31 protein-coding genes and 3 pseudogenes are annotated in these 22,301 nt (G+C 45.7%); 26 read left to right on the top strand and 8 right to left on the bottom strand.

Annotated elements, in window-relative coordinates:
• Positions 1-258: 258 nt before the first annotated feature.
• Positions 259-1,707: a D-xylose transporter XylE gene (gene xylE, locus CHM34_RS03025; RefSeq protein ID WP_276207678.1), complete on the top strand. Its 1,449-nt coding sequence runs from the start codon at positions 259-261 to the stop codon at positions 1,705-1,707.
• 172 nt (positions 1,708-1,879) lie between these two features.
• On the opposite strand, the gene CHM34_RS03020 is transcribed toward xylE, so the two are convergent.
• The gene (locus CHM34_RS03020) at positions 1,880-3,064 is read right to left on the bottom strand and encodes an ROK family transcriptional regulator (RefSeq protein WP_094263130.1); all 1,185 of its coding nucleotides are present in this window, start codon (positions 3,062-3,064) and stop codon (positions 1,880-1,882) included.
• Positions 3,065-3,299: 235 nt separating this feature from the next.
• Between CHM34_RS03020 and CHM34_RS03015 the strand changes: the two are divergent.
• Positions 3,300-3,623, top strand: a pseudogene (locus CHM34_RS03015) (sigma-70 family RNA polymerase sigma factor); the annotation flags it as partial.
• Positions 3,624-3,937: 314 nt separating this feature from the next.
• Here CHM34_RS03015 and CHM34_RS03010 read toward each other — a convergent pair.
• Positions 3,938-4,825, bottom strand: coding sequence for a LysR substrate-binding domain-containing protein (locus CHM34_RS03010; protein ID WP_169713557.1), 888 nt, complete (start codon positions 4,823-4,825; stop codon positions 3,938-3,940).
• A gap of 127 nt (positions 4,826-4,952) precedes the next feature.
• Between CHM34_RS03010 and CHM34_RS03005 the strand changes: the two genes are divergently transcribed.
• From CHM34_RS03005 to CHM34_RS02970, 10 genes are all read left to right on the top strand, one after another.
• Positions 4,953-5,279 carry a hypothetical protein gene (locus tag CHM34_RS03005; RefSeq protein ID WP_094263127.1) on the top strand — a complete coding sequence of 109 codons (327 nt, stop codon included), beginning with the start codon at positions 4,953-4,955 and terminating at the stop codon, positions 5,277-5,279.
• 206 nt (positions 5,280-5,485) lie between these two features.
• Entirely contained in the window at positions 5,486-5,917 is a 432-nt protein-coding gene (locus CHM34_RS03000) for a DMT family transporter (protein ID WP_094263126.1), read from the top strand.
• A 146-nt stretch (positions 5,918-6,063) separates the two neighbouring features.
• Positions 6,064-6,456, top strand: a complete 393-nt coding sequence (locus tag CHM34_RS02995) for an excalibur calcium-binding domain-containing protein (protein ID WP_094263125.1) — start codon at positions 6,064-6,066, stop codon at positions 6,454-6,456.
• Positions 6,457-6,722: 266 nt separating this feature from the next.
• On the top strand, positions 6,723-7,067 hold the full coding sequence (locus CHM34_RS19745; protein WP_240511845.1) for a recombinase family protein: 345 nt from the start codon (positions 6,723-6,725) through the stop codon (positions 7,065-7,067).
• Positions 7,036-7,239: a recombinase zinc ribbon domain-containing protein gene (locus tag CHM34_RS20420; RefSeq protein ID WP_500690231.1), complete on the top strand. Its 204-nt coding sequence runs from the start codon at positions 7,036-7,038 to the stop codon at positions 7,237-7,239. Before CHM34_RS19745 ends, CHM34_RS20420 begins: the two co-directional genes overlap by 32 nt.
• A 27-nt stretch (positions 7,240-7,266) precedes the next feature.
• A complete protein-coding gene (locus CHM34_RS19740; protein ID WP_240511844.1) occupies positions 7,267-7,791 on the top strand; it encodes a hypothetical protein in 525 nt (174 codons plus the stop codon).
• Positions 7,792-7,860: 69 nt separating this feature from the next.
• Positions 7,861-8,742 carry a GAF domain-containing protein gene (locus CHM34_RS02985; RefSeq protein WP_141201621.1) on the top strand — a complete coding sequence of 294 codons (882 nt, stop codon included), beginning with the start codon at positions 7,861-7,863 and terminating at the stop codon, positions 8,740-8,742.
• Between the two features lie 276 nt (positions 8,743-9,018).
• Positions 9,019-9,498, top strand: coding sequence for a glutathione peroxidase (locus CHM34_RS02980; protein ID WP_094263123.1), 480 nt, complete (start codon positions 9,019-9,021; stop codon positions 9,496-9,498).
• 10 nt (positions 9,499-9,508) lie between these two features.
• The gene (locus tag CHM34_RS02975) at positions 9,509-9,970 is read left to right on the top strand and encodes a MarR family winged helix-turn-helix transcriptional regulator (RefSeq protein WP_094263122.1); all 462 of its coding nucleotides are present in this window, start codon (positions 9,509-9,511) and stop codon (positions 9,968-9,970) included.
• A 7-nt stretch (positions 9,971-9,977) separates the two neighbouring features.
• Positions 9,978-10,403 (top strand): organic hydroperoxide resistance protein, encoded by a 426-nt coding sequence (locus CHM34_RS02970; protein WP_094263121.1) that lies wholly within the window; start codon positions 9,978-9,980, stop codon positions 10,401-10,403.
• Positions 10,404-10,604: 201 nt separating this feature from the next.
• On the opposite strand, the gene CHM34_RS02965 is transcribed toward CHM34_RS02970, so the two are convergent.
• Positions 10,605-11,837, bottom strand: a complete 1,233-nt coding sequence (locus tag CHM34_RS02965) for a LolA family protein (protein ID WP_094263120.1) — start codon at positions 11,835-11,837, stop codon at positions 10,605-10,607.
• A 443-nt stretch (positions 11,838-12,280) separates the two neighbouring features.
• Here CHM34_RS02965 and CHM34_RS20105 point away from each other — a divergent pair, with 443 nt between their 5' ends.
• Together CHM34_RS20105 and CHM34_RS02960 are read left to right on the top strand one after the other, a co-directional pair.
• A complete protein-coding gene (locus tag CHM34_RS20105) occupies positions 12,281-12,469 on the top strand; it encodes a penicillin-binding transpeptidase domain-containing protein (protein WP_369126360.1) in 189 nt (62 codons plus the stop codon).
• Positions 12,456-12,770 (top strand): penicillin-binding transpeptidase domain-containing protein, encoded by a 315-nt coding sequence (locus CHM34_RS02960; protein WP_276207673.1) that lies wholly within the window; start codon positions 12,456-12,458, stop codon positions 12,768-12,770. The genes CHM34_RS20105 and CHM34_RS02960 overlap by 14 nt, the downstream gene beginning before the upstream one ends.
• A 76-nt stretch (positions 12,771-12,846) precedes the next feature.
• Here the strand turns inward: CHM34_RS02960 and CHM34_RS02955 are convergent, their stop codons facing one another.
• Positions 12,847-13,245 (bottom strand): hypothetical protein, encoded by a 399-nt coding sequence (locus tag CHM34_RS02955; RefSeq protein WP_240511843.1) that lies wholly within the window; start codon positions 13,243-13,245, stop codon positions 12,847-12,849.
• Positions 13,246-13,405: 160 nt separating this feature from the next.
• Between CHM34_RS02955 and CHM34_RS18915 the strand changes: the two genes are divergently transcribed.
• Together CHM34_RS18915 and CHM34_RS02950 are read left to right on the top strand one after the other, a co-directional pair.
• Complete coding sequence (locus CHM34_RS18915; protein ID WP_141201620.1) at positions 13,406-13,585, top strand: hypothetical protein; 180 nt, start codon at positions 13,406-13,408, stop codon at positions 13,583-13,585.
• Between the two features lie 115 nt (positions 13,586-13,700).
• Positions 13,701-14,141: an aminotransferase class I/II-fold pyridoxal phosphate-dependent enzyme gene (locus tag CHM34_RS02950; RefSeq protein ID WP_141201619.1), complete on the top strand. Its 441-nt coding sequence runs from the start codon at positions 13,701-13,703 to the stop codon at positions 14,139-14,141.
• A 347-nt stretch (positions 14,142-14,488) separates the two neighbouring features.
• Here the strand turns inward: CHM34_RS02950 and CHM34_RS19735 are convergent.
• Positions 14,489-14,605 (bottom strand): annotated as a pseudogene (locus CHM34_RS19735) (osmotically inducible protein C); the annotation flags it as partial.
• A gap of 164 nt (positions 14,606-14,769) precedes the next feature.
• On the opposite strand from CHM34_RS19735, the pseudogene sigK reads away from it, so the two are divergent.
• Positions 14,770-15,204: pseudogene (sigK, locus tag CHM34_RS02940) on the top strand (RNA polymerase sporulation sigma factor SigK); the annotation flags it as partial.
• Between the two features lie 19 nt (positions 15,205-15,223).
• Here the strand turns inward: sigK and CHM34_RS02935 are convergent.
• Positions 15,224-16,765 (bottom strand): recombinase family protein, encoded by a 1,542-nt coding sequence (locus tag CHM34_RS02935; protein ID WP_094263116.1) that lies wholly within the window; start codon positions 16,763-16,765, stop codon positions 15,224-15,226.
• Between the two features lie 79 nt (positions 16,766-16,844).
• Between CHM34_RS02935 and CHM34_RS19185 the strand changes: the two genes are divergently transcribed.
• The gene (locus CHM34_RS19185; RefSeq protein ID WP_169713555.1) at positions 16,845-16,997 is read left to right on the top strand and encodes a hypothetical protein; all 153 of its coding nucleotides are present in this window, start codon (positions 16,845-16,847) and stop codon (positions 16,995-16,997) included.
• On the opposite strand, the gene CHM34_RS02930 is transcribed toward CHM34_RS19185, so the two are convergent.
• Entirely contained in the window at positions 16,991-17,218 is a 228-nt protein-coding gene (locus CHM34_RS02930; protein WP_094263115.1) for a hypothetical protein, read from the bottom strand. The two genes, CHM34_RS19185 and CHM34_RS02930, sit on opposite strands and share 7 nt — an antisense overlap.
• Positions 17,215-18,399, bottom strand: a complete 1,185-nt coding sequence (locus tag CHM34_RS02925) for a helix-turn-helix domain-containing protein (protein WP_094263114.1) — start codon at positions 18,397-18,399, stop codon at positions 17,215-17,217. The genes CHM34_RS02930 and CHM34_RS02925 overlap by 4 nt, the downstream gene beginning before the upstream one ends.
• Positions 18,400-18,563: 164 nt before the next feature.
• Between CHM34_RS02925 and CHM34_RS20100 the strand changes: the two genes are divergently transcribed.
• The 8 genes from CHM34_RS20100 (at position 18,564) to CHM34_RS02890 (ending at position 22,086) form a co-directional block, all read left to right on the top strand.
• On the top strand, positions 18,564-18,815 hold the full coding sequence (locus CHM34_RS20100; protein ID WP_094263113.1) for a helix-turn-helix domain-containing protein: 252 nt from the start codon (positions 18,564-18,566) through the stop codon (positions 18,813-18,815).
• 53 nt (positions 18,816-18,868) lie between these two features.
• Positions 18,869-19,180 carry a hypothetical protein gene (locus CHM34_RS02915; RefSeq protein WP_141201618.1) on the top strand — a complete coding sequence of 104 codons (312 nt, stop codon included), beginning with the start codon at positions 18,869-18,871 and terminating at the stop codon, positions 19,178-19,180.
• A 3-nt stretch (positions 19,181-19,183) separates the two neighbouring features.
• Positions 19,184-19,960, top strand: coding sequence for an ORF6N domain-containing protein (locus tag CHM34_RS02910; RefSeq protein ID WP_094263111.1), 777 nt, complete (start codon positions 19,184-19,186; stop codon positions 19,958-19,960).
• Positions 19,957-20,211, top strand: coding sequence for a hypothetical protein (locus CHM34_RS02905; protein ID WP_094263110.1), 255 nt, complete (start codon positions 19,957-19,959; stop codon positions 20,209-20,211). Before CHM34_RS02910 ends, CHM34_RS02905 begins: the two co-directional genes overlap by 4 nt.
• Before the next feature lie 13 nt (positions 20,212-20,224).
• Positions 20,225-20,401, top strand: a complete 177-nt coding sequence (locus CHM34_RS19180; protein ID WP_169713554.1) for a hypothetical protein — start codon at positions 20,225-20,227, stop codon at positions 20,399-20,401.
• 25 nt (positions 20,402-20,426) lie between these two features.
• Positions 20,427-20,945, top strand: a complete 519-nt coding sequence (locus tag CHM34_RS02900; protein WP_094263109.1) for a helix-turn-helix domain-containing protein — start codon at positions 20,427-20,429, stop codon at positions 20,943-20,945.
• 135 nt (positions 20,946-21,080) lie between these two features.
• Positions 21,081-21,290 (top strand): hypothetical protein, encoded by a 210-nt coding sequence (locus CHM34_RS02895; RefSeq protein ID WP_094263108.1) that lies wholly within the window; start codon positions 21,081-21,083, stop codon positions 21,288-21,290.
• A gap of 229 nt (positions 21,291-21,519) precedes the next feature.
• Positions 21,520-22,086, top strand: coding sequence for a host-nuclease inhibitor Gam family protein (locus CHM34_RS02890; RefSeq protein WP_169713553.1), 567 nt, complete (start codon positions 21,520-21,522; stop codon positions 22,084-22,086).
• The last annotated feature ends 215 nt before the right edge of the window (positions 22,087-22,301 follow it).

Below are 22,301 nucleotides of genomic sequence, written 5' to 3'. Positions count from 1 at the left end.
TTTCATTTGTAAGTTCCACCGTTCGACGCCTTTTGATTGACAACGCTTACAAAATGGAATATTCTTTGTCCAAGGGATAAACAAAGTAAAATGAAAAACATCCCTTTTATTGAGAGACCCTGCGGCCCGGTGCAATGGATAAAGAGTTTGAATGCACGATTGAAAGAAGTAGAATGTCCGAATACATATCCTGCCAAGCCGTAGATGGATCCATGGTGGGAAGGGAGGTAGAGTGTAAGTGTCTTTAGTAAAGTAAAGATTCTTGCACTCGTCACGAACATGAGAACCCAAAATCATACCTTGTTTGTTGTGTCCATTACATTTGTTGCGACATTGGGAGGCTTACTGTTTGGCTATGATACGGCTGTTATTTCAGGTGCAGAACAATCATTAGAAGTTTATTTAATCGATCGTTTAGGATTAAATTCATTGATTCATGGGTTAACTGTTTCCAGTGCATTGATCGGCTGTATTGCTGGTGGGGCCATATCAGGTTTCTTTTCGAATCATATAGGCAGAAGAAATTCTCTGGTACTGGCCGCCGTCTTATTTATCATTTCAGCCTTAGGATCTTCCTATCCTGAATTTCTATTTTTTGAAAAAGGTGAACCCAGTATCGCTCTTTTAATCATGTTCAATATTTACAGAATGATTGGCGGTCTGGGGGTCGGTTTAGCGTCAGCCATTTCGCCAACCTATATCGGAGAGATCGCACCGGCTCAAATTCGTGGAAGGTTGGTTTCATGGTATCAGTTTGCCGTGATTTTTGGGATGCTCGTCGTTTATTTTGTTAATTGGGCTATCGCCATGGGGCAGACTACAGAATGGATTAACGACGTGGGTTGGAGATATATGTTCGCCTCCGAAGCAATACCCGCATTATTATTTTTGGTTCTGTTATTCTTTGTACCAGAAACGCCACGTTATCTCGTTCGGAAAAATAAAAATGATCAGGCACTTCGTCTTTTGACAAAGCTCAATGGTTCAAAAGAGACAGCCAAATCGATTCTATCCGAGATAAAAGCGTCATTAAATGCCACAAAAACTTCCGGACATTTATTTTCCTATGGGAAGTTAGTGATTGTGGTCGGTATTCTACTCTCTGTCTTTCAACAATTTGTTGGCATCAATGTAGCACTGTATTATGCACCTCGTATTTTCGAAAGTATGGGAGCGGGTCAAAATGCGTCGATGGTTCAGACGGTTGTCATGGGCGCCGTAAATGTTATATTTACAGTCTTAGCGATTCAAACGGTGGATAAATGGGGAAGAAAACCCTTATTAATTACGGGATCCATCGGAATGGCTGTCGGAATGTTTGGTGTATCAGGGTTGGCCTTCTTTCATATTATTGGACTTGGAACCTTAGGTTTCATCATCATATATACCGCTTCCTTTATGATGTCATGGGGTCCGATTTGTTGGGTACTGCTCTCTGAAATCTTCCCGAATAAAATACGTGGACAAGCCATTGGTATTGCGGTTGCGGCACAGTGGGGAGCTAATTTCTTTATTTCTTCCACATATCCTTCGATGATGGAAGTAAGCGAGGGGTTAACCTATGCCTTTTACGGAGGAATCAGTGTTTTATCCGCATTATTTGTGTGGAAGCTGGTCCCTGAAACAAAAGGTAAATCGCTTGAAGAATTAGAGGAATTGTGGGCACAAGAAAATAAAGATCGCAGGCGTCGAAGAAAATGGGCGTGAATATGCATTCGTGAAAAACCGGCCTCTCCCTTGTCGGAAAATCGGTACAGGCGGGGTATCTCCGCCGTTTATACACAGACCATCTAGCATGCAACTCCGCCGCACTACTTGCTGTCCAGCCTGGTTTCGAAAAAGGCTGCTGACCCGCTATGCCGTGTCAGCAGCCTTTTTTTCATCCCACCGGAACTTTCATGTCGGAAAAGAAGTTGCTGATCGCAAAAGAGGATGCGCCCAATGCACAGGAATGGGTGCCTAAGCTGGAAAAAGCGATTTTCAGCGGCTGGCGGTGATAAGGTAAGGAGCGGCTTTCAACGACCCGGTGGATGGGGTTGCGAATCCATTTTTCCGCTTTGGCAAAACGGTTGCCGATAATGATCAGCTCGGGGTTCAAGGTGTTGACAATGTTGGTTAAACCGATCCCCAGGTATTCGCCGATTTGATTGAATAATTGAATCACTTCACTGTTTCCCTCGTTTGCTGCTTGAATAAACCGATCCAAATCAAGATCCGCTGAATCAGTTGAGGGGACGGACAAGGATTTTGCCTGTTCCAAAAAAGCCCGTTCGGAAGCATACAATTCCCAACAACCACGATTTCCACACCTGCATTTTTTCCCGTGGCTCTCGATGATAAAATGCCCCATCTCGCCGGAAAAACCGGATGCCCCTCCATATAAAGCATTATTTATGATCATACTGGTTCCGATTCCGATTCCGACACTTACATAAACGAGATTTTCCCTTCCCTTTCCCGAACCGAAAAGATGTTCTCCCTTTGCTCCGGCATTCGCTTCATTATGAACGATGACAGGCAGATGGAATTCATCTGTGATCATCCGAGACAGGTTTACATTTTTCCAGCCTAGGTTGGGAGCAAATAGAACGGTTCCCTTTTCATCCACAATACCTGGAACTCCGATCCCGATGCCGACGATTCCCCGAGGGCTGTCGGGAGCCCGGTCGATCATGGCCCGGATCGACTGAAACAGCGCCGAAATGACGGAATCGAAAGAAAGGTTCTGCAACGGGGTTCTCTCTTCTTCAACCGAATTTCCTTCCAAGTCCGTCAAAACGGTTAAAATATAATTGACACCCAGGTCAATGCCGATAGCGTACCCGCTAACATGGTTGAACAAAAGCATAACCGGTCTTCTTCCGCCGCTGGATTGGCCGGGACCGATTTCATAGACCAGATCGTCATCGATCAACTCCTTGACCAAACTGGAGACAGTCCCTTTATTAAGGTTGGTTGATTCAGAAATCTGGGCGCGGGAGATGGGATTCTTTCGTCGGATAGTATCAAAAACGATTGATTTGTTGATTTTTTTAACGAGGTATTGATTTCCTGTTGTTTGCATTGTGTTCCCTCGCTTTATTCAATGGATAAACGATATGGAGCTAAACCAGTAAGATTGATCTTTTCAGTATATAAAAGTTTCAGACAGTTATAAAGGGAGGGCGGACCAATCGATTAAATTTCCCGTACAGGCACGCGCCCTTATCCGAACGCATATGTTGATAACACCTGTTTTTCGGCAGAGCAAGAGCGGAGGTGACGGCGGCGTGCCCGGTTTGTTCACGACCCTTGCTTTGATGTTCCGAGAAGTGATGTTTTTTGTTGCCTACATCAAGAACAATGCTTTTCCCCAACCCCTGAGTGAAAAGGAAGAAGAAAAGTACCTCAAGCAGATGGCGGAGGGAAGTTCCACGGCCCGCAATGCCCTGATCGAACACAACCTGCGCCTGGTGGCCCACATTGTCAAGAAGTTTGAGAACACCAACGAAGATACCGAAGATCTGATCTCTATCGGAACCATCGGCCTGATCAAAGCCATTGAGTCTTACCGGCCCAACAAGGGCACGAAGCTGGCGACGTACGCAGCCCGTTGTATCGAGAATGAGATTCTAATGTCAATACCTGTGCACTACAGCCTGGATGGATCGGGATTGCATGGCGTCCAAGTCCCACAGGGTGTAATGAGCGCCCAATTCCCATTCATCCAACGTGGAGGAAATAAACATCCATTGTTTTCTTTGCTCTTCTGTTAAGAGTTGCCTGGTCTTGCGATACACCCCTATTCCCAGGAAAGGAAAGTTGATCAACGGCGCGGCGTGGGTCCCGATATCAAATGGGAGATCGTGAAATGCGCAGATCAATCTCCCTTAAAAATTATGCTGTGATGAAGGGGATAATTTTCCTCTTAACGGGTGTTCGACGGAATCCCCCTCGATTATATCGCAGAATGGAGTTTCTGCGATGATTCCTGAATTTCATTCAGAAACTCTTGGAACGCTCGAAACATGAAAAGATCTTTTCGTCTGATAAAAACGGTAGTTACATTGGAGTATCGATCAGGTACAGATTGAACACGAAAATCATTAATAAACTGATGATAATTGAGAAAGGATTTAGACAACATACAATGTCCTAACCCCTCCCTTACATAAGCCAGAATGGCTTCAAGAGAAGTAAATGTCTTGATTTGGATGGATGTATCTTCTTCAGATACCCATTTCTCTAATTTACTCCTATAGATGCATCCTGACGGAAGGGCAAAAAACGTTCGGGGATTGATGGTTTTTAGAGAAGAAACCGGTGGATGTTGTCCACTGGAGATAAGAACCAACTCTTCAGTCACGTAGGGATGCTCGACGATTTCCGGATGGTGAACAGGTCCAACCACAAAGGCTCCGTCTAATTCATATTGCAACACCTGATGGATGAGTTGTTCAGTCGTTCCTGTTGATAAGATGACTTCGACTTCGGGATATTTTCGAGAATAAGAAGCAATCGTTTTGGGCAACCGAACGAGACTGGTGGAGTCAATCGCTCCGATTTTGAGTTGACCTCGAGGGGTTTTAGAAAATTCCTCGAGGGATTTTTGGGCATGATCCAATAGCTGGAATATTTGATCGGTATAGCTTAAGAGTTCTTTCCCAGCAGGGGTTAACGTCACTCCCCTGGCATGACGGTAAAACAGAGTGACATTGAACTCCGATTCCAAACATTTAATCCTGGAAGTCACATTGGATTGTACATAATTCAGTTCCTCTGCCGCGTGACTAATACTTCTTTTTTTAGCTGTTACCTGAAAAACGTGCAAATCGTTAATATTCAAAGCCCCATCCCTCCCAAGGAAATATATCACTTTTAATAATAAGTGTTATCTTTTTTAATCATTTAAAGTAATATTTACTTCACTATATAATCTTAGTAAACAGACTGTAAAGAATAAGGTGGGAAAGATGAATGGGTTTGTAGCACTCAACTCGATGGCTGGTGTATCCGGAGTTGTTGTCCCAATATTTTGGAGTCGTCTTGTTCGGTTTATTGGAATGGACCCCTATTCTTATGACTGGCTCATGATACAAGCGGGAGGGCAATGGATCCTTATGTTCATGTCTGTCACAGCATTAATCACTGCGAAAAGAAATGATAAATATGCTCGAGATATTACTTTTGCAACGGGTCTTATCGGGTTTATATATGCTCAGGTCTTGTGGACACTACCTGGAGTTCTATTTTTGGTATCTGGTTACTTTATGTACGGAAACAACTCAAAGAGTGCATAAAAAGAGTGGTTTACACTCTAACAGCGTAAACCACTCTTATGCCGTCAGTTATTTGCAAGGTAAAGGTTATCCCAATACCGAACATGTTCGAAGATTTCTTCCTGAGCTGCTTTTTCCAGCCTTTCGTAGTTTATATAAAGAGAGATAGGTATTTCTTGTAATGATCTATATGATCATACTTTCTTGGTTGGAGGAAGGAGAAAACAATGAATTGGTTCTTTTTCTTGTTAAGCGTTTTAGGTGGTGCAGGATTAGCTTTTCAAGCAGCAATTAACGGACCCCTCGGAAGAAAAATTGGAACTTTGGAAGCCTCGTTTTTGGCTTATGCTGTCGGTACCTTAACTTTGTTGTGCTTCACATTCTTTTTTGGAAAGGGTAGTTTATCAGGCGTCCTATCTGTTTCAAAATGGAAATGGTTTATTGGTGTATTTGGCGCCCTATATATCTTTATCATGGTGTTATCTGTCCCAAAAATCGGAACAGCTTCTGCGATCATTGCTGCCATTTTAGGACAATTGATTATTAGTATGGTTATGGATCACTTTGGACTCGGTGGACAAACCATTCCAATCAATTGGTCTCGTATCTCGGGTATCGTCCTCATGTTTTTAGCTTTGATACTTTTCTACGAACACTAGACAATCTTCTTCAACCTATAAGTCTTCCTAACGACACAAAGCTCTTGCCAGTGTAGCAGGGGCTTGTCTTAGAATTAAAAAATGGACAAAAAACCATAAATAGGTTCGAATAACAATAGTGGGGAGAGGATAGGAGGCTTAAGCAAGTGAAAAAGTTCATTGGATTTGTAGCGGCTCTAACCTTTTTCTTCTTGATCGGAAATGGTTCTGCGCTGGCCGCTACAGACAAAAATTGTTCCGATTTCTCTACATGGAAAGAGGCTCAGGACTTCTTTGAAGAAAATGGAGGCCCCGGGGAGGATCCATATAACCTGGACCGAGATAAAGACGGTTTGGCATGTGAAACCCTTTCAGGTTTTGATCCCAACTATAACCCCGGATCGGGCGATGATTCCCAAAAGGGTGAAGGCGAAAACAAAGAAGAAGGCGGTGAAATGCCGGAAACCGCTATGAGTCTCAATGGTTTTCTGCTCGGAGGGATCTTCTTCCTGGCGGGTGCCGCCTTATTCGTTTTCAACCGTCGTTTCAGTCGCGAATAACTAGAATCTCTCCCCAAAAGCAGGCACTACGCCTGCTTTTTTTGTTTGACAATACTGATTTCAAAATCGATTGCATCCATATGAAGATTCTTTTCGATAAACCCGAACGGTTTTTAATTGAGAAAGCAAACAAGCATCGTTGGCATAGCCTTTACTGAGGTGCTGCCAGATGCGTGTTCAGATCATCGAGGGAAGTTCCGCCAATCAAATACGTTCGTCCTGTTACGCTTATCTTGGGAATAAGTACAGGAGGGAGAAGCTGGAACGTGGTCGGCATATATGCTCGGGTAAGCACGGAAGAACAGGCGAAGAAGGGGTTCAGCCTAAAGAATCAAATAGCGGCGTGCAGAAAAAAAGTGAGAACAACCGAGGTGATGGAATACATCGATGAGGGGATTTCCGGGGAGTTTTTAGACCGCCCGGCTCTTTCGACATTAAGGGGAGATGTCAAAAAAGGACTGCTTACCAAAGTCGTCTGTTTGGATCCCGATCGACTATCCCGGAAATTGATGAATCAATTGATCATTACCGACGAATTCGATCGAAGGGGCGTCGAATTGATTTTTGTCAACGGGGAGTATGCCAAAACGCCCGAAGGAGGATTGGATTAAAGTCCCTTGTCCGGCGATTATTGATGAAGGGACATTTAACCACGCCCAAAAGCTGTTAAAGGAATCCAGAAGACGCTGGGCTAAAAAAGGGCACCGCGAGTATTTACTAAGCGGACTTCTTCGATGCGGAGTTTGCAAAAACACCATGACCGGGCGCAGAGCAAAAAATTAGGGAAAGTATGTTTATGAATATACCGACATGAAAAAGTATGCCGGAGCCAAACATCGGGGATGCGGTCGAGTCATCAAATGCGAAAAGCTGGATCAGCAAGTATGGGACAGAATTCTGAAATGGCTGAACCAACCGGATCAGTTGGCCGCTGTTGCTGATGAGATGGGGAAGAATCAAGATTATTCAATCCCTTTCGAAGAAGGTGAAATGGGAAGACTTCAAAAGGAAAAGGAGAAGGTTCAAAAAGGCCGCCAACGACTGTTAAGGCTGTTTGCTGAAGGGATTGACATATCAGAGGAGGAAATTCGGCAATCGATCAAAGAAATGAAGGAAAAGGAGGAGCGGTTAACCCATCAATTGGAGGAACTAAAGGAATTTATCAAAGAAAAAGATCAAATGGAATATTCCCGAGAATGGATCTGCGAAGCGACAGCATATTATTTGACTAAAGGTCAGGATGAATTGACTTTTCAAGATAAAAAAGAGCTCATCCGTCATGTGGTCCGTGAAATCTTGGTGTTTGAAGATCGTATTGAAATACACACTTTTTAAAGGAGGAGGGGCAGGATTAAGTGGGTGGCAAAACTTTGGGATTCCCCTGTCGGAAAGGCTTTTACCGGTTTGAGTGTCATCATTACGTTGGTTACTTTCTTTTTTCCCGATCTCGGGAAACGGATTGCTCAATCCGTTGTAACGGGAAATGGCTGGCCCCTGGTTGTATTGATGACTTTCCTCCTCATCGGGACTGTATTCTCCAGATATAAAGTGAAAAAGAAAGTCGATCGTTTGCTGGGGAAATGGACGAATGAACAGAAAAAGGTTCAGGAAACAACACAGAGCACACGAGAAAAGATGGATCTCCAGGAGCATCTATGGAAACAAATCTTTTTGCTGTCCTGCGAACTTTCCATGAACTGCCGCGGATTCTACAACAACCTTTCTCCGAGGGACCGCTCTACATCTTATCGTTGTATTTATGAGATCGTTCAGGAGGCCTTACGCAACGAAAAATCAGGTGATCCCCGTGTTCAGATTTTTGTAGAGGATGAAAATAATACAGGTTTGCTTAAGCCACACCTTAGCGCATTCGTAGGGCATCGATCCAGGGCGAGGGACAACCGAATCGAAAAGTCCATATCCACTGCTGCAGGGTATACGTATCTAACTGGAGAAACGTATTTTGATTCGGATACCACACGAGAGGACAGTTTATGTCAGCGTAAACCTAAAGCAAACCGTCCTTTTTACTCGATGATTTGTGTAGCGATCGAAGTGGAAGAACAGATATTAGGGGTCTTATCAGTGACAGGGGATCAAAAGGAATCCTATCGAGAAGTACATCGGGATTTTCTTGAGATCACCGCAAATATGCTTGTTCCATTGCTTATATCGGACTTGCAAAGGAAGAAATCAAATGGAAGCGAATCCGTCCCCCAGAATGAGAAGAAGCGAGATGAAGACACCGAGGTCTATGTTCTGGAAAGGGGATTTCGTGCTGAATAATACGTTAGGCGAATATTCGACGGTCGTTTTATAGCCAGACCGACAAAGCTTTAAGAATAAATATTTGATCGGAATGAAGGTCTGAAGAGACTTTGGATACAGGAGGAGGTTTCTACCGCCCTCACTTTGTCAGAAAAACAGGTAAAAGGAAGTTGATCCTTCAAACGACGGGAGAAAGGGGTTTCCCTTTTCTCCCGCCATTTATTTTGTTATTGATTTCACCTGATTTAATTGTGTACAATCTAATTGTAAAAACAATAACCCAGGGAGGGTTGGATGAGCGTCTACGAATACAGTGCTACCACAATCGACGGGGAAGAACGATCCCTGTCCGAATATGAAGGACGGGTGCTCTTGATCGTCAACACCGCCAGTAAATGCGGGTTTACTCCGCAGTACCAAGAATTGCAGGAGCTGTACGAACAATATCGGGAGCAGGGGTTTGAAGTGCTCGGATTCCCCAGCAACCAATTCATGAATCAGGAACCCGGGGAAGAAGAGGAGATTCGGGAGTTTTGTGAACGGAATTACGGGGTTACATTCCCACTGTTTGCCAAAACTGATGTAAAGGGTGAAAACGCCCATCCTTTGTTCCGTTATCTTACCAAAAGCGCTCCCGGCATTCTCGTCGATGACGTCAAATGGAACTTCACCAAGTTCCTCATAAGCCGAAAAGGCGAAGTGATCGGACGCTACGCTCCGACAACAAAACCTTTCGCCGTCAGGAACGATATCGAAAATGCCCTTGCCCAATGAAGGTGTAACCATGAATAAAGACTCGATGCTCGCCTTGGACAATCAACTCTGCTTTGCCGTCTATGCCTGTTCCAGGGAGATCTTTCGCTTTTATCGTCCCTTGCTGGACGAACTGGGTCTCACCTATCCTCAATACCTCACCCTGCTGGTTCTCTGGGAGGAAGGAGAACTTACTGTCAAGGAACTGGGTTCTCTCCTCTTCCTCGATTCCGGCACGTTGACTCCGATGCTGAAACGGATGGAAAGTGCCGGCCTGATCCGCCGTCAACGGTCTCCCAAAGACGAACGCAAAGTCAATGTCAGTCTGACGAAAGAGGGGGAAGCCCTGAAGGAGCAGGCTCGTTGCATCCCGGAGACCTTGCTCCAAAAAAGCGATCTTCCCGAGAAGGAGTTGCGCGATCTTCTGGGACGGTTGCAGGGATTACAGCAACAGATCCGACGCTTGAATGATTCGAACCATGATAAGGAGTGATGGTTTTATGAAACCGATCTATACCGCTTCTGTCACCGCTGAAGGTGGCCGCAACGGTAAAGTCGTCTCCGCAGACGGGGTGATCAACCTCGATGTCCGGATGCCCAAGGAAATGGGAGGGCCCGGTGGAGATGCCTCTAATCCGGAACAGCTCTTCGCCGCGGGGTATGCCGCCTGCTTTGACAGTGCCCTCGCCCTGGTCGCCCGTCAGAAACGGGTGAAGACCGGAGAAACCCGGGTTACCGCCCACGTCTCCATCGGCAAAGATGAAGAAGGAGAATTTGCGCTGTCCGCGCGTCTGGAAGTGCAAATCCCCGGGGTTGACGAAGGGACGGCCCGGGAGCTGGTGGAGGCGGCCCATCAGGTCTGCCCCTACTCGAAGGCCACTCGCGGTAACATTGACGTGACCCTCAAAGTTTTGGATACAGCTTAAGATCGATCCCGCAGGGCTCGGCTTCGATGGTGGTCCCTGATTTATGGAATTTGGCAAAAGAAACGGATGCGGAGTTGCTGTCCCGTTGCACGGCTTGGGCGGAAACCGAAAAAAACATGAAAGCCCCCACCTATATGGGGGCTTTTCGTTAAATCAAGATCAGATTCGCATGATGATGCGGTCTTTTTTTGTTGGGGGATTCTATCTATTACTGGGTTTTTCGACTTTTTCCCATCCCTTGGGGGTGTCAACGGTAAACTGGCTTTCGTTTACCCCTTGATTAAACTGGATGTCTTGGACATCGATAGAATACGCAACGTTCCCCTTCGAATCCGTTCCTTCCAGTTTCAGCAATACCCCGGTTTGACGGTCGACCCACATCTTGAAGGTGTCCGCCCCGAGTTTTTTCTGTAAATAGGAGTCGTGCTTTCCTTTGATCACTGCCACCTTACGATTCAACAGGGTGTCGTAACCGACGACCTCACTTTCGTTAGCAGTCAGCCAAAATGCATAGTTTTGTGGTAAAGTCACTTCATTGGCAGTACGGGCCCAAGCAGGATCCTGCCGGTGGACAAAGACATTTTGTCCCTTTTCGTTCTTGTAATGTCGAGGGTTTTCAATGGGTGAAGACGGAGAGACGCTTGTTTTGCTATAGGCCTTTTGTTGGGGATTCAGTTTGAGGATCGATTTTCCGTTGGATTTCCGTACCACTTCGTTGCCGCCCTTTTTGGTCACTTTCACATAACTTCCCGGATTCTCCTCGGAAAGTGTAAATTCCACTTCTTTCTTATCATTAATGTTGGAGAACTGCATTTCAAAGGAACCTTGAATATCCTTGTAATGATCCACAGCATTCAGCATTTTATTTTGGATTTCCGCAATATCAGAGTCCTTCGCTTTTACGGGTTGACGGGTTTCGGTTGAATTGGCGGCATTATAATAATATGTCTCGATTCGGATAATGTCTGCTCCGGTTCGGGTGTTACTATTTCCGGACCAATCATAATTGTCCACTTGGAAGAAAGGATTGCCACTTATGTAATGGCTACCTGGTGAGTTCCAACCGCCGGGCGCCGTATTTTGGTTGATGTACCCAATTACATCGGTGTCTACCGAATATTCTGCACTTTGATTTGTAAAGTCGATGTTGTTCAGCCACGCATAAAGCCTGGCTCCGTCTCCGGGAATATTATAAAACTTCCAGTCATAGTATCCGTTTCCGTACGCGCCCAAACGATCATCGCCGTTCCAGTCTCCGGATTGGCCGCTTCGATAGGTCCAGGTTCCGCTATAAGAGTTGGAGCAATTGGGATATTGATCGTAGGCTCGATCATTGTCACAATAATAGGTTTCGGCAAAGGCAGACGGAGCACCGAATCCTACGGAGATCACAGCCGCTATGACCCCAACGAACGTCTTTTTCAACCGGCCCATTCAAAAACCTCCAATATTTTTGATAAGGTCCATTATACATAAAGTTAGACAATTTTCAATAATCCGGCGCAATTTTATCTCGGAAACCGGAAGCTTTTATTAACACCATAGAATTGCGCAACAGGTCAGAAATGACGAAGTCTGGATTGATCACTGTCGTTGCAAAACGCCTGGTTCGCTACTTGTTTATCAAAAAAATAAATAAAAAATGCTTTCTATTTTGATTGACTATTAACAGAATATTAAACCAAATAATGAGAGAGGAAAAAAGTAAAGGAAGGAATCGGTATGAATAAACAGCGTTAGTTACTTATTGGCATCGCAATCAGTCTGCTTTGTACCGTCTGGGGGAGTGTTTCAGTGGTCGATGCCCGCGAAGGGAAAGGGGCCTATTACAAAAAAAACAATCCAATATGAGGATTTAAGTAATTATTTCCAAGGGTATGATGCCGCCTGTGGACTCTACCATTTGGTATTTCCAAGAGGTTGCTCGACGTGTGGGAGAATCGAAAGAACAGGAGTTTCTTCATGTACTGCACTATGGAAATCGGGATCTATCGGGGGGATTGACTCGCTTCTGGCTACAATCTTCTCTCAAAATCTCCTCCCTTCGAACAGGTGGTTTTTCTTGAGCGCTTTTATAACCACCATCTGCCCGTCGACCCAATGAACATCGACATCGTGAAACAAATCATGACCTTGGAAGAAGAAGAGGGGGCTGTGTTATCCGGAAAAACAGGGGCTGGTTGGAAGGACGGTGTCATCAATAGCATGCCGATCAACGGGTATTTTGTCGGTTATGTGGAAAAGGATGACCGCACCTATTTTTTCGCGACCAATCTTGAAGCTTCAGATTTGGCCACCGGCGGAAAGGCGAAAGCCATAACCTTGCAAATTCTACGGGACCAGGGGTTGTATCCCTCCCAAAATTGACATGATTAGCCCATGTAAAAACTGCTCCAAACTCTTATCATGTAAGGGTTTAAAGCAGTAAGCTGCAGGGATTCCATCAGGCGTCCTCAGTCATTTTTGCTTTGGACGTAAGGATCCCTGCAAAATGTCGACGGTACACCCATACCAGGTAAGCCTCCAGTACTATTAGGAGCAAAGCCAAGGGGAGCATCTTCGGATCTTCGAACAGATGAAACCCTAAAATATTTACGATGATGGGGGCGAGTACCGACAGACTGAGGGGCACGAAGCGGTTAGTGATGAGCAATATTCCGCATATGAATTCGCTCACCTTTTCTAGGATTAGCAGATACTCCAGCTTGAAGAACTCCATTGCTTTCGGGCTGGTAGGGAGGACGGGGGTCAACTTGAAAACCACCAGCAGTCCGTTGGCACCCGCTGCCAGGAAAATCAGTCCCAACAGTACTCGGCAAGCAACAGCCATTTTATGATTCATCTTGATTCCTTCCTTTCGGATAAAACTTCATAAACCATTAGATTCCACATTGGGAGATTTTAGTCCTGTCGTTTATCAAAGGAAGGGACTGACTGTTGCAACGATATCGCGGTATGCATTTGATGGATTAGCGATTTTTATACTTTGCGGAATCCTTGTTATGGCGAGGGAAGTGGGAGAATGGAGTTGTGAAGAGGCCGTTTTTTCGTGTATCTTATGGATAGAGGGAAATGGCGTCATCATGGGCTTTTCCCGGGGTTATCGATCTACCTATGAGGAATTGAAACTGGTGATTCGAGGTTTGATTGATAACAAGAAGGAGATGGAACCTCTGTTTTGATCTCTGGATGATATTAAAGTCTATTTGAAATGATTGCAGGAACAGGAAAAACGAAAGTTAACATGGAAGGATCGTCCGAGCATCGCTCCGAGCCAGCAAGTGTTGGCCGTCATACATGACGGAAGCAAGCGAAGAGGCGGCTTTTTGCTTGTGCCAAGTTGGGAATTCCAATCGTGATAGACTCACCGTTTTTCTCCAGTGGATCGCACATCAATTTCTCTCCTCACCCGAATTTATGGAACATTTAAGCAAACTTAAATACGAACTGTGGGAAAGGCAGAGATTCTTTGTTTCCATTTTAAACAAATACCTGGATAAGGAATTGGAGTTTATTCTACCTCAAGGCGAGATCCATCTCTGGTGCCAATTAAAATTCCCCATTCAGGATCGAAAGTTACTAGAAGCAGGAATCCAACAGGGAGTTTTGTTTATTCCCGGTAGCATTTATGGATCACCAGAAGGATTTGTACGTTTTACGTATGCCAGAGTTCCAGCCGATCAAATGGAGGAAGGGATTCAACGGTTTAAAACAGCATTGTCCCTCTTTAAAAAATAAGGAGACGGGAGAAAAAACTAAAGAAAAACCCTTGGCTTGGTACGGAGTTTGTCGATACACTTTATTTTGGAAACCAAAAATGGCTTATGTGATTTCTAGAAATAACGTTTACAGAAAAAAGAAGCCAACGGATTCTTCCGATAGGCTTCTGTTCTCAGGTTTGTATCTCTTAAATAAAAAACGGTTTGAATGTGAAGCGATGGATTGCAATACTCCAGCTCCATGATTAAGACGGGGCAAGAATACAAACGGACGAAGGATAAGGCGGCATCATATCCTTGGAAACAATCACTTAAATCCTATAAAATCAGGGACCACCATCGAAGCCGAGCCCTGCGGGATCGATCTTAAGCCGTATCCAAAACTTTGAGGGTCACGTCAATGTTACCACGAGTGGCCTTCGAGTAGGGGCAGACCTGATGGGCCGCCTCCACCAGCTCCCGGGCCGTCCCTTCGTCAACCCCGGGGCATGTAAGATTGATCTTTTCAGTATATAAAAGTTTCAGACAATTATAAAGAGAGGGCGGACCAATCGATTAAATTTCCCGTACAGGCACGCGCCCTTATCCGAACGCATATGTTGATAACACCTGTTTTTCGGCAGAGCAAGAGCGGAGGTGACGGCGGCGTGCCCGGTTTGTTCACGACCCTTGCTTTGATGTTCCGAGAAGTGATGTTTTTTGTTGCCTACATCAAGAACAATGCTTTTCCCCAACCCCTGAGTGAAAAGGAAGAAGAAAAGTACCTCAAGCAGATGGCGGAGGGAAGTGCCACAGCCCGCAATGCCCTGATCGAACACAACCTGCGCCTGGTAGCCCACATTGTCAAGAAGTTTGAGAACACCAACGAAGATACCGAAGATCTGATCTCTATCGGAACCATCGGCCTGATCAAAGCCATTGAGTCTTACCGGCCCAACAAGGGCACGAAGCTGGCGACGTACGCAGCCCGTTGTATTGAGAATGAGATTCTAATGCACCTTCGTTCTCTCAAGAAAGCGCGTAAGGATGTTTCGTTGCATGATCCCATCGGGACAGATAAGGAAGGGAATGAGTTTACCATAAGGGTTTATCCGTGTAAAGTTAAAGTTTAGGATGAACTGTCAATGTAAACTCATCCCCACGTTGATGCTTCTCTTTCCGATATACAGCATAGTCCAGAACACTCTTGAGAAGAGTGTTTTTTTGTTTGGGATCTTGCAGCTGAGGATAAAGCCCTAAGACATGTTCTACTTTTGGGATGATGTCCACCTGGGCTTTAGCTCGGGCTTTTTCCTTTTCTAACTCTTGATTTGTGGTTTTGAGGGCTTCTCGAACTTCGTGGATCCGGTTGGCGATTTGTTGTGAACGTTCCAAGAAGGTTTCTTCGTCATAAATTCCACGTTCCAGCAGGTCGTGCAGCCGCCCTCGTTGGGTCTCCAAATTTTTGAGTTCTTGTTTTTGGGTTCTCAAAGCAGCCTCTTTTAATTCAATCGTGTCCATGGACTGATCGGGGCGTTGGTTGGTATCCCACTCTAACCGGTATTCACGGAGCCATTGATCCAAGACGTCAATTAATCGCTCCTCAACATATGAAAAACGGGTACTCCGATTTTCGCAATGGCGATTATAGCATTTCAAGTGAGCGGGTTGTTTCGTATAAGGACGATATACCATGGATGATCCACACATATTGCAACGAATCAATCCGGCAAGGGGGTTGGTTACTCCGTTTTCCAGCTGATAAGGGATATGATATTTGCGTTTGAGAATGTCTTGTGCTTTTAGGTACATGTCCATCGTGACAAGAGGTTCGTGTTTTCCTTTTACATCAATCCACTCATCTTGGGATCGTGTTTTTGACTCCCGTCGCTTAAGAGGAGTTGAGGATTTGCTGTACTCCTTCTTTTTCCATTGAATGCGGCCGGCATAGACCGCATTTTTGATGATCGTCAAGACGGAAGGGGCGGTCCACAATTTTCCCGTGTAACTTCGGTATCCGAGCCGGTTTAACTCGTTCGCAATCTTGTTGGCCCCCATCCGTTCTCCGGGATCCTCATGGGTGTACCATTGGAAAATCATTTTCACAACGGGTCCTTGGTCGGGATCGGGTACTAAGTACCGGCCTTTATTGTCCTCGATGATTTGGTATCCATAGGGTGGCCGGGTTGCGATATAATTTCCCTCTTCAACCGATCGAACCCGCCCACCCTGCAACCGGCGCGTGATCACTTTGAGTTCCTTTCTGGCCATGAATGCTTCAAACTCGGAATACTCCTCATCCCATTCATCCCGAAGATTGTATACTTTTCGGGGGGTGATAATCTTCGTTCCGGATTTTTGGAAGGTCTCCAGGATGATCCCTTGTTCTCGCATGTTTCCCCGTCCCAAACGATCCATATCCATGACGAGAACAGCGTCATATCGTCCTGCTTCCACTTCTTTGAGTAGTTCCATCATCTCAGAGCGGTGGATGAGACTTTCCCCGGATACAATTTCCTGCCTGATCTGGATAACGTTCAAATCCTGTTGTTTGGCTACGGCAAGCAAAGCTTTTTTATGCTTCGCCAAGGTTTCTCCTTCACCTCTGGCTTCCGCTTCCACATCTGCTCTCGACTTCCTGAGATACATACAAACCCTTTCCATGATCAACCTCCTGCGATCATTATATTCGGATGTCCGTCCATACAACAATCCCGCATATAGTTTATCGAGGTGAGAAACCATGCGGGATGGGAAAGAACATGATGCCACCTTCAAGATTGGAAATACCACGATCTTTGTCGTGGCACCGAAAATTACGGAAGAGGAAAGGCAGGCCAGGCTGGAGGAAGTAAAGCAGGTGATCTGGATCATTTGGAGGGAACTGTACTATTGATCTTCCTTGACTTTTCGTTTTAATTTCCTGACTTCATGTTGTTGTTCTCCGTACAGCTCGATTAAGGTGTGGATATCTTCTCGGAGCTCTTCCACATCTACCTTTGTGGACATTTCTTTGCGGATGGATTGGACATCCTCTCGTATAGCCTTCATTTCTGCTCCCTGCTCGTCCAAACGTCCTAGAATCGCCTGCAGCATGTCCTTGATTTCATCACTCATTCCGGGTCCTCCTTCTTCTCCTCATTTTCGTTTTTCTCTGGAAGCATAGCGTTGATGGATTCATTTTCTTTCTGAACTTCACGAGCTGCTTTAGTTATTTCTTGGATACTTTCCATGAATCGTTTAAATTCAGCTGAGTCTAAAATATTATCGATGCTTTCTTGGAAGGCCTTAAATACAGTTTGGTACACCTTCATGGTAGGTTCAAGTGATTTGGAAATCTGAGCAATCATTTCCGATGCTGCTAACGCTTGTTTTCTCATTTTCTCCAAGGTTTCTTGAGAGATTTCATAAGGTGTTCCTTTGGCCAACTCAAACTCAGAGATGTTTAATGGTTCAGCGAGTTCACTAATTGCGTTCCATTCGGGTTCATGTTTACCTTCTTCAAGATCAGCAAGATGCTGCGGATCTAAGTCTGTCATGTCTGCAAGTTCGTTTATGGTGAGGTTGCGCTCAAGTCGCAGCCGTTTTATTTTTTCTCCAAATACATTTTGCTTCGTTTCCAGTTTGGGGTTGTCTGCTCTGTCATTTGAGTAATTTAATACAGGAGGCGCGTTCTTGTATTTTTGAAGTATAAGATCTTGGGATCCAGTGTTTTTTGTATCCTCAACCCTCTTCACAAGATCATAAAGATTTTCACCTTGCATCTCGGCGAGGCGAGCCATGTATATAAAAATTAAGAATTTGTTTTTTGCGCTCAAATTTTCTAGTGTGATTTTCTTAAATTCTTGCGGCGTATAGTTGTTTTTTTCGATTTTCATTTTATCTTCTTTAGCTAGATCTGCTACCAATCTATAGATATGATCATTTACATTGATCTCATCGCCAATATCAGTGCTTAAATCTATATAAGCTTCTATAGACCGATTTAAAGCTTCCTCAACACTTTCAAATTCATTAAAAATGGCATCTATGTCGTTTACATCTTTTATTAAACTCCTGACTGCCGGCGGGGTTTTATCCATATATCCTTCAATAATAAGTCTTTGTGGATCCCCGCCTGTTACTTCGGCTAAAGTTTTTGTGATTTCTTCGGAAGGTGCAGGACGTTGACCCAAGCGTAGCTTACTAATGTAAGTTGGGTGCACGGCAACACCTTTTACTGAGCACTCTTTTGAAATTTGTTCAAGGGTCTTACCGGACTTTTTAATGTATTTCTTTAGCAAATATGCGTAACTCATTATCCAGACCGCCTTTCATCACACTTCATTTTATTCGAGTCTAGACAAACAAGTCAATATTTAGACCGTGCTGCACCGATTTAGACAAAAAAGTCTTGACAATGAGATTGAACGCATAATAAACTGTCGTTAGACAAAACAGTCTTGATTGTGAGGTGACAGTAATGAAACTTAAAAGACATCCCAACCGCATCAAGGAATTACGGATTTCATTGGATCTCACCCAATACGAATTGGGTCAAAAATTCCCAAAAGCTAAAGATCCAACAATCATTTCAAGGTGGGAAAGGGGTATAGTGAGACCATCCTCGGATAATTTACTTGAGCTTGCCAGAATACTCAAAGTTGATCCAAACGAGATTTTTTCGCCCTCTAACAAGACAGACATGTCTGTCTGTGGGGGTCGACTGATATGATCCCGATCGTAACGGGTGTTTCCAAACTCAAACCGGATAAGGAGGCGATCCAGATGAGCTTCAAAACCGAGCAGTGGAACGGGCATCTGGTTAAGGTTAGATGCAACTGGCAGCTGACAAAAGAGATCGAGCAATTTTACATCCGGTCCCAAATCCTTACCATTGCAGATCGCGCTCAGGACAACGATTGGGAGTTGGTCGAAGAGTTGACCGACCGACTCATGACTTTCCTGTACGACGACGAGTTACAAAAGAAAGGCGAGATCGAAAGTGAGTTCTGGGAGTGGGCCACGGACTTCCCGGGGCATTACCTCAACCACCGGATCGTGAATCAAGTGATCGAAGTGAAAAAGGAGGAAGCTTGAAACATGAGCAACGTGATTCATCTGACAGTTTCTGATCGACAGCACGAGATGACCGTGAAGGAGTATCGCAGGCACCGAGTGATCACCTTCAAGGATGTGGATAGTGTCCACAATCGCCCCGAAGGACATGCCCGAAAGCGTTTCAACGATAACAAGGACCGCTTTGTTGAAGGCAAACACTATTTCGTTGTAAAACCAGGTGATCTTCAGATGTCCGGAATACGGACATCCGAAATCAACAACCGAGGAACCATTGTTCTTACTCAATCCGGATACCTCCGCCTGGTCAAAACCTTCGGTGATGACCTGGCTTGGGACATTCAAGACATCTTGATCGAATCCTACTTTCAAGTTCAACAAAATCCGCAACCTGATCCCACACTTGATCACGAGCGTCTGAATGTAGATAAGGCCAAAGTGTTGGTTGAGATTGGGAAGCATTTCCCGGAGATCTCCGGAAGCGCTAAGCAAGTCCTTGCCTCCGTTGCAACGGAGTTTGTAACCGGTCAGCGCCTGATCGAACTACCAAAGACCGAAGCCAAGTACAAGGCTGGCGAAATTGGCAAAATCCTCGGGATCACAGGCAACATGGTTGGACGGTTGGCAAACGAGTTCGGTCTGAAATCGGATGAATACGCAGAACAGGTACTCGATAAATCCGCCCATAGTTCCAAGATGGTTCCCAACTGGCTATATAACGAATCAGCCTTAAAGCAGTTTCACGAGATTGCACGTAAAAAGGGCATTAGAATCTACAAGAAAGGGGTGAAAACCCATTGACCAAAGATCGCATCATCCAAGCCGTTTACCGACACCTTGAAGAGTCAACTTTGTATCTCATTACCAAATGTCGCGATTACGAAGCCGCAAGAGACGCCTTGGATGAGCTTGAGGAATTTGACAAAGCGACGGATGGAGAGAAGTGGTTTTTGGCTATCGCTAAATGTCGTGAACTCGTGTCGATCGTCCCCCGTAAGATTCTTCTTGATAGCGCAGACGGTGAACTAATTCTCGCCGGAGCAGGCGAATAGGAGCGTGATCCCAATGTCCAGAGCCAAGCCAGATAAATATGACGCTACCTATTTCATCGGTAACACCACGGTTCATGTGGTTGCTCCTCAAATTACGGAGCAGGAGAAAAAGCGCCGACTGGATGAGATCCAAAAAATCAACTGGGTAATTTGGGATCAACAAAAACGTAACAGACTAAATAATCTCTGAATGGTAAGGAAGGAGCTGAAAAAGAGTGGCAGTTGGTAATGTTCTGAGGAATGTTCGTGAGGGGGAGTCACAGCTGAAGTTTTCCCAGGCAATGAATGTCTCACGGGAAGCGATCAGTGCCTATGAAACAGGAAGGGCTTCTATTCCCCGGGATGTGGCATCCAGGGTGATGCAAATCAAGGATGATCCGCGGTTTGCCTTCGAGGTAGCCAGCGAGTACACCGGCGGTGCTTGGATGGGATGGCTCGACAACGTCGATCTCCACCGGTCCGCCGTCCGGGAGAAAGCGCTGGAGGAGCTGCAGGAAGCGATGGAACAAATCTCAGCGACGAGCTCGGTGAACCGACCGGACCGTGGCCGGCACGATGATATCAAGGATACGCTGATCGAATCGATCGACGTTATCGTGTGTCTTAGCCATTTGGTCGCCGTCTACTGTCAGGAATACGGTCTATCCTGGACCGACATGTGGAGGGAGCACCGGCGGAAGATGGAAGAGCGGGGTTATATCAAAAAGAAAAGCGCCCCGCAGGGCGCTAGGTAATCAACCAACTTCATTATACCACGAAAAGGAGGTGAAATCCATGCGAATCAAGCCGCGGGAATGGCTCTCTTTCCCAAAAGAACTTCGTCACTGGATCTTGGAAGTCCGCTTTGGAGGCGAAAGGAGGTGAAAACCATGCTCCACGGTGTGAAGCGGGTCACGGGGTTTTACGACGATGATGGTCCGATGGTCCGGGTGGTGTTCAACGACGGTAGTGTGATTGTCGGTGACATGATGCCGACTATGGCGGCACTGCTTCGAGTCGGATACTACAGTCCGATTGTAGAGAAAAAGCCCACCCTCAGAGTGGTGGGGAGAGAAGAAAAACCTTACACCCAAGTTTAGCACACCTGAGAAAAACATCAAAGGGAACGAGGTCGGGCACCAGATCGACCGTCACTTATCCAAAACCACCGGGGGGATCTGAGATGGATTTCAGCACCACCTGTCCGCACTGCAAGCGAGGGGAAGGAGCCGGGTCAGGATGAAAGCCGGTAATCGAAACCCCCCGTCCTCTCCCGCCGATTCCGCCCCAACCCGCCGCGTAAATCAAATCTCCAAGGAGGAATGCCACATGGCCGTGGATTACAAACGGATTCTGGATGCACCGACCGGAAATACTCAAGCTCCAAAAGTGGAGGATTTGTTCCTGAAAAAACCGGTGGAACGGATCACGACCTCGATGGACATTGATTGCGCATTGAAGCAGATTCAGCACCGGAAAAGTCAGATCGAAGCGAAAGAGCAGGAGCGGGACCGGTTGATTGAAGAGATCCACCTATGGCTGGCTGAGGTCACAAAAGAGGATCGTGAGGAAATTGATCGCCTCGAGGGCCTTCTCCGGGAGTATCATGAATGCCGACTAAAAGAGAACCCGAGAGAGAAGACGGTTAAACGACCTTTTGGAAAGCTGATGGCTCGCAAGTCTCCGGACAAATGGGACTATCGTGAAGACGATCTTCTCCGCTGGATGAAAGAAAATCGGCCGGATCTGGTCCGGGTGAAGGAAGAGCCGAACAAACGGAATCTGAAAAAGAAAGCCCAGGTGAAAGATGGCTGGGTCTACACCGAAGACGGGGAACGGGTGGAAGGCGTCATGGTCACGCCTGGCGAGATCAAGTTCAAAGTGGAAGTTGAGTGAAAAACTACAGGCCGCCGGGGAGCCTTAATCCCCGGACACACGACCAAGGTGGAGGGCTCAGGATAAAAACGGAACTGGAAATCAAGGGTGGTAGAGGAGGGGACGGTCTAATGTTTGTATACGGGGGAAAATGCTCGCTCTGTGACGAGGTCAAAACCGGTATTCCGCATCGTCAACTGGGCTATGTTTGCCTTGAGTGTCTTGTATTTAGCTAC

It is taken from the genome of Paludifilum halophilum (genome assembly GCF_002245355.1).
GTDB lineage: Bacteria > Bacillota > Bacilli > Thermoactinomycetales > DSM-45169 > Paludifilum > Paludifilum halophilum.
The sequence above is the reverse complement of the archived record's forward strand: the minus strand, read 5'-3'. Positions and strand labels throughout refer to the sequence as shown.

Coding starts and splice junctions, on each gene's coding strand:
- CHM34_RS03020 (WP_094263130.1), bottom strand. CDS start 3,064: ATGCAAACAACAGGAAATCAATACCTCGTTAAAAAAATCAACAAATCA.
- CHM34_RS03005 (WP_094263127.1), top strand. CDS start 4,953: ATGAATGGGTTTGTAGCACTCAACTCGATGGCTGGTGTATCCGGAGTT.
- CHM34_RS03000 (WP_094263126.1), top strand. CDS start 5,486: ATGAATTGGTTCTTTTTCTTGTTAAGCGTTTTAGGTGGTGCAGGATTA.
- CHM34_RS20420 (WP_500690231.1), top strand. CDS start 7,036: ATGCCAAAACGCCCGAAGGAGGATTGGATTAAAGTCCCTTGTCCGGCG.
- CHM34_RS19740 (WP_240511844.1), top strand. CDS start 7,267: ATGAAAAAGTATGCCGGAGCCAAACATCGGGGATGCGGTCGAGTCATC.
- CHM34_RS02980 (WP_094263123.1), top strand. CDS start 9,019: ATGAGCGTCTACGAATACAGTGCTACCACAATCGACGGGGAAGAACGA.
- CHM34_RS02975 (WP_094263122.1), top strand. CDS start 9,509: ATGAATAAAGACTCGATGCTCGCCTTGGACAATCAACTCTGCTTTGCC.
- CHM34_RS02970 (WP_094263121.1), top strand. CDS start 9,978: ATGAAACCGATCTATACCGCTTCTGTCACCGCTGAAGGTGGCCGCAAC.
- CHM34_RS02965 (WP_094263120.1), bottom strand. CDS start 11,837: ATGGGCCGGTTGAAAAAGACGTTCGTTGGGGTCATAGCGGCTGTGATC.
- CHM34_RS20105 (WP_369126360.1), top strand. CDS start 12,281: ATGATGCCGCCTGTGGACTCTACCATTTGGTATTTCCAAGAGGTTGCT.
- CHM34_RS02955 (WP_240511843.1), bottom strand. CDS start 13,245: ATGAATCATAAAATGGCTGTTGCTTGCCGAGTACTGTTGGGACTGATT.
- CHM34_RS18915 (WP_141201620.1), top strand. CDS start 13,406: ATGGCGAGGGAAGTGGGAGAATGGAGTTGTGAAGAGGCCGTTTTTTCG.
- CHM34_RS02950 (WP_141201619.1), top strand. CDS start 13,701: ATGACGGAAGCAAGCGAAGAGGCGGCTTTTTGCTTGTGCCAAGTTGGG.
- CHM34_RS02935 (WP_094263116.1), bottom strand. CDS start 16,765: ATGGAAAGGGTTTGTATGTATCTCAGGAAGTCGAGAGCAGATGTGGAA.
- CHM34_RS19185 (WP_169713555.1), top strand. CDS start 16,845: ATGCGGGATGGGAAAGAACATGATGCCACCTTCAAGATTGGAAATACC.
- CHM34_RS02930 (WP_094263115.1), bottom strand. CDS start 17,218: ATGAGTGATGAAATCAAGGACATGCTGCAGGCGATTCTAGGACGTTTG.
- CHM34_RS02925 (WP_094263114.1), bottom strand. CDS start 18,399: ATGAGTTACGCATATTTGCTAAAGAAATACATTAAAAAGTCCGGTAAG.
- CHM34_RS20100 (WP_094263113.1), top strand. CDS start 18,564: ATGAAACTTAAAAGACATCCCAACCGCATCAAGGAATTACGGATTTCA.
- CHM34_RS02915 (WP_141201618.1), top strand. CDS start 18,869: ATGAGCTTCAAAACCGAGCAGTGGAACGGGCATCTGGTTAAGGTTAGA.
- CHM34_RS02910 (WP_094263111.1), top strand. CDS start 19,184: ATGAGCAACGTGATTCATCTGACAGTTTCTGATCGACAGCACGAGATG.
- CHM34_RS19180 (WP_169713554.1), top strand. CDS start 20,225: ATGTCCAGAGCCAAGCCAGATAAATATGACGCTACCTATTTCATCGGT.
- CHM34_RS02895 (WP_094263108.1), top strand. CDS start 21,081: ATGCTCCACGGTGTGAAGCGGGTCACGGGGTTTTACGACGATGATGGT.
- CHM34_RS02890 (WP_169713553.1), top strand. CDS start 21,520: ATGGCCGTGGATTACAAACGGATTCTGGATGCACCGACCGGAAATACT.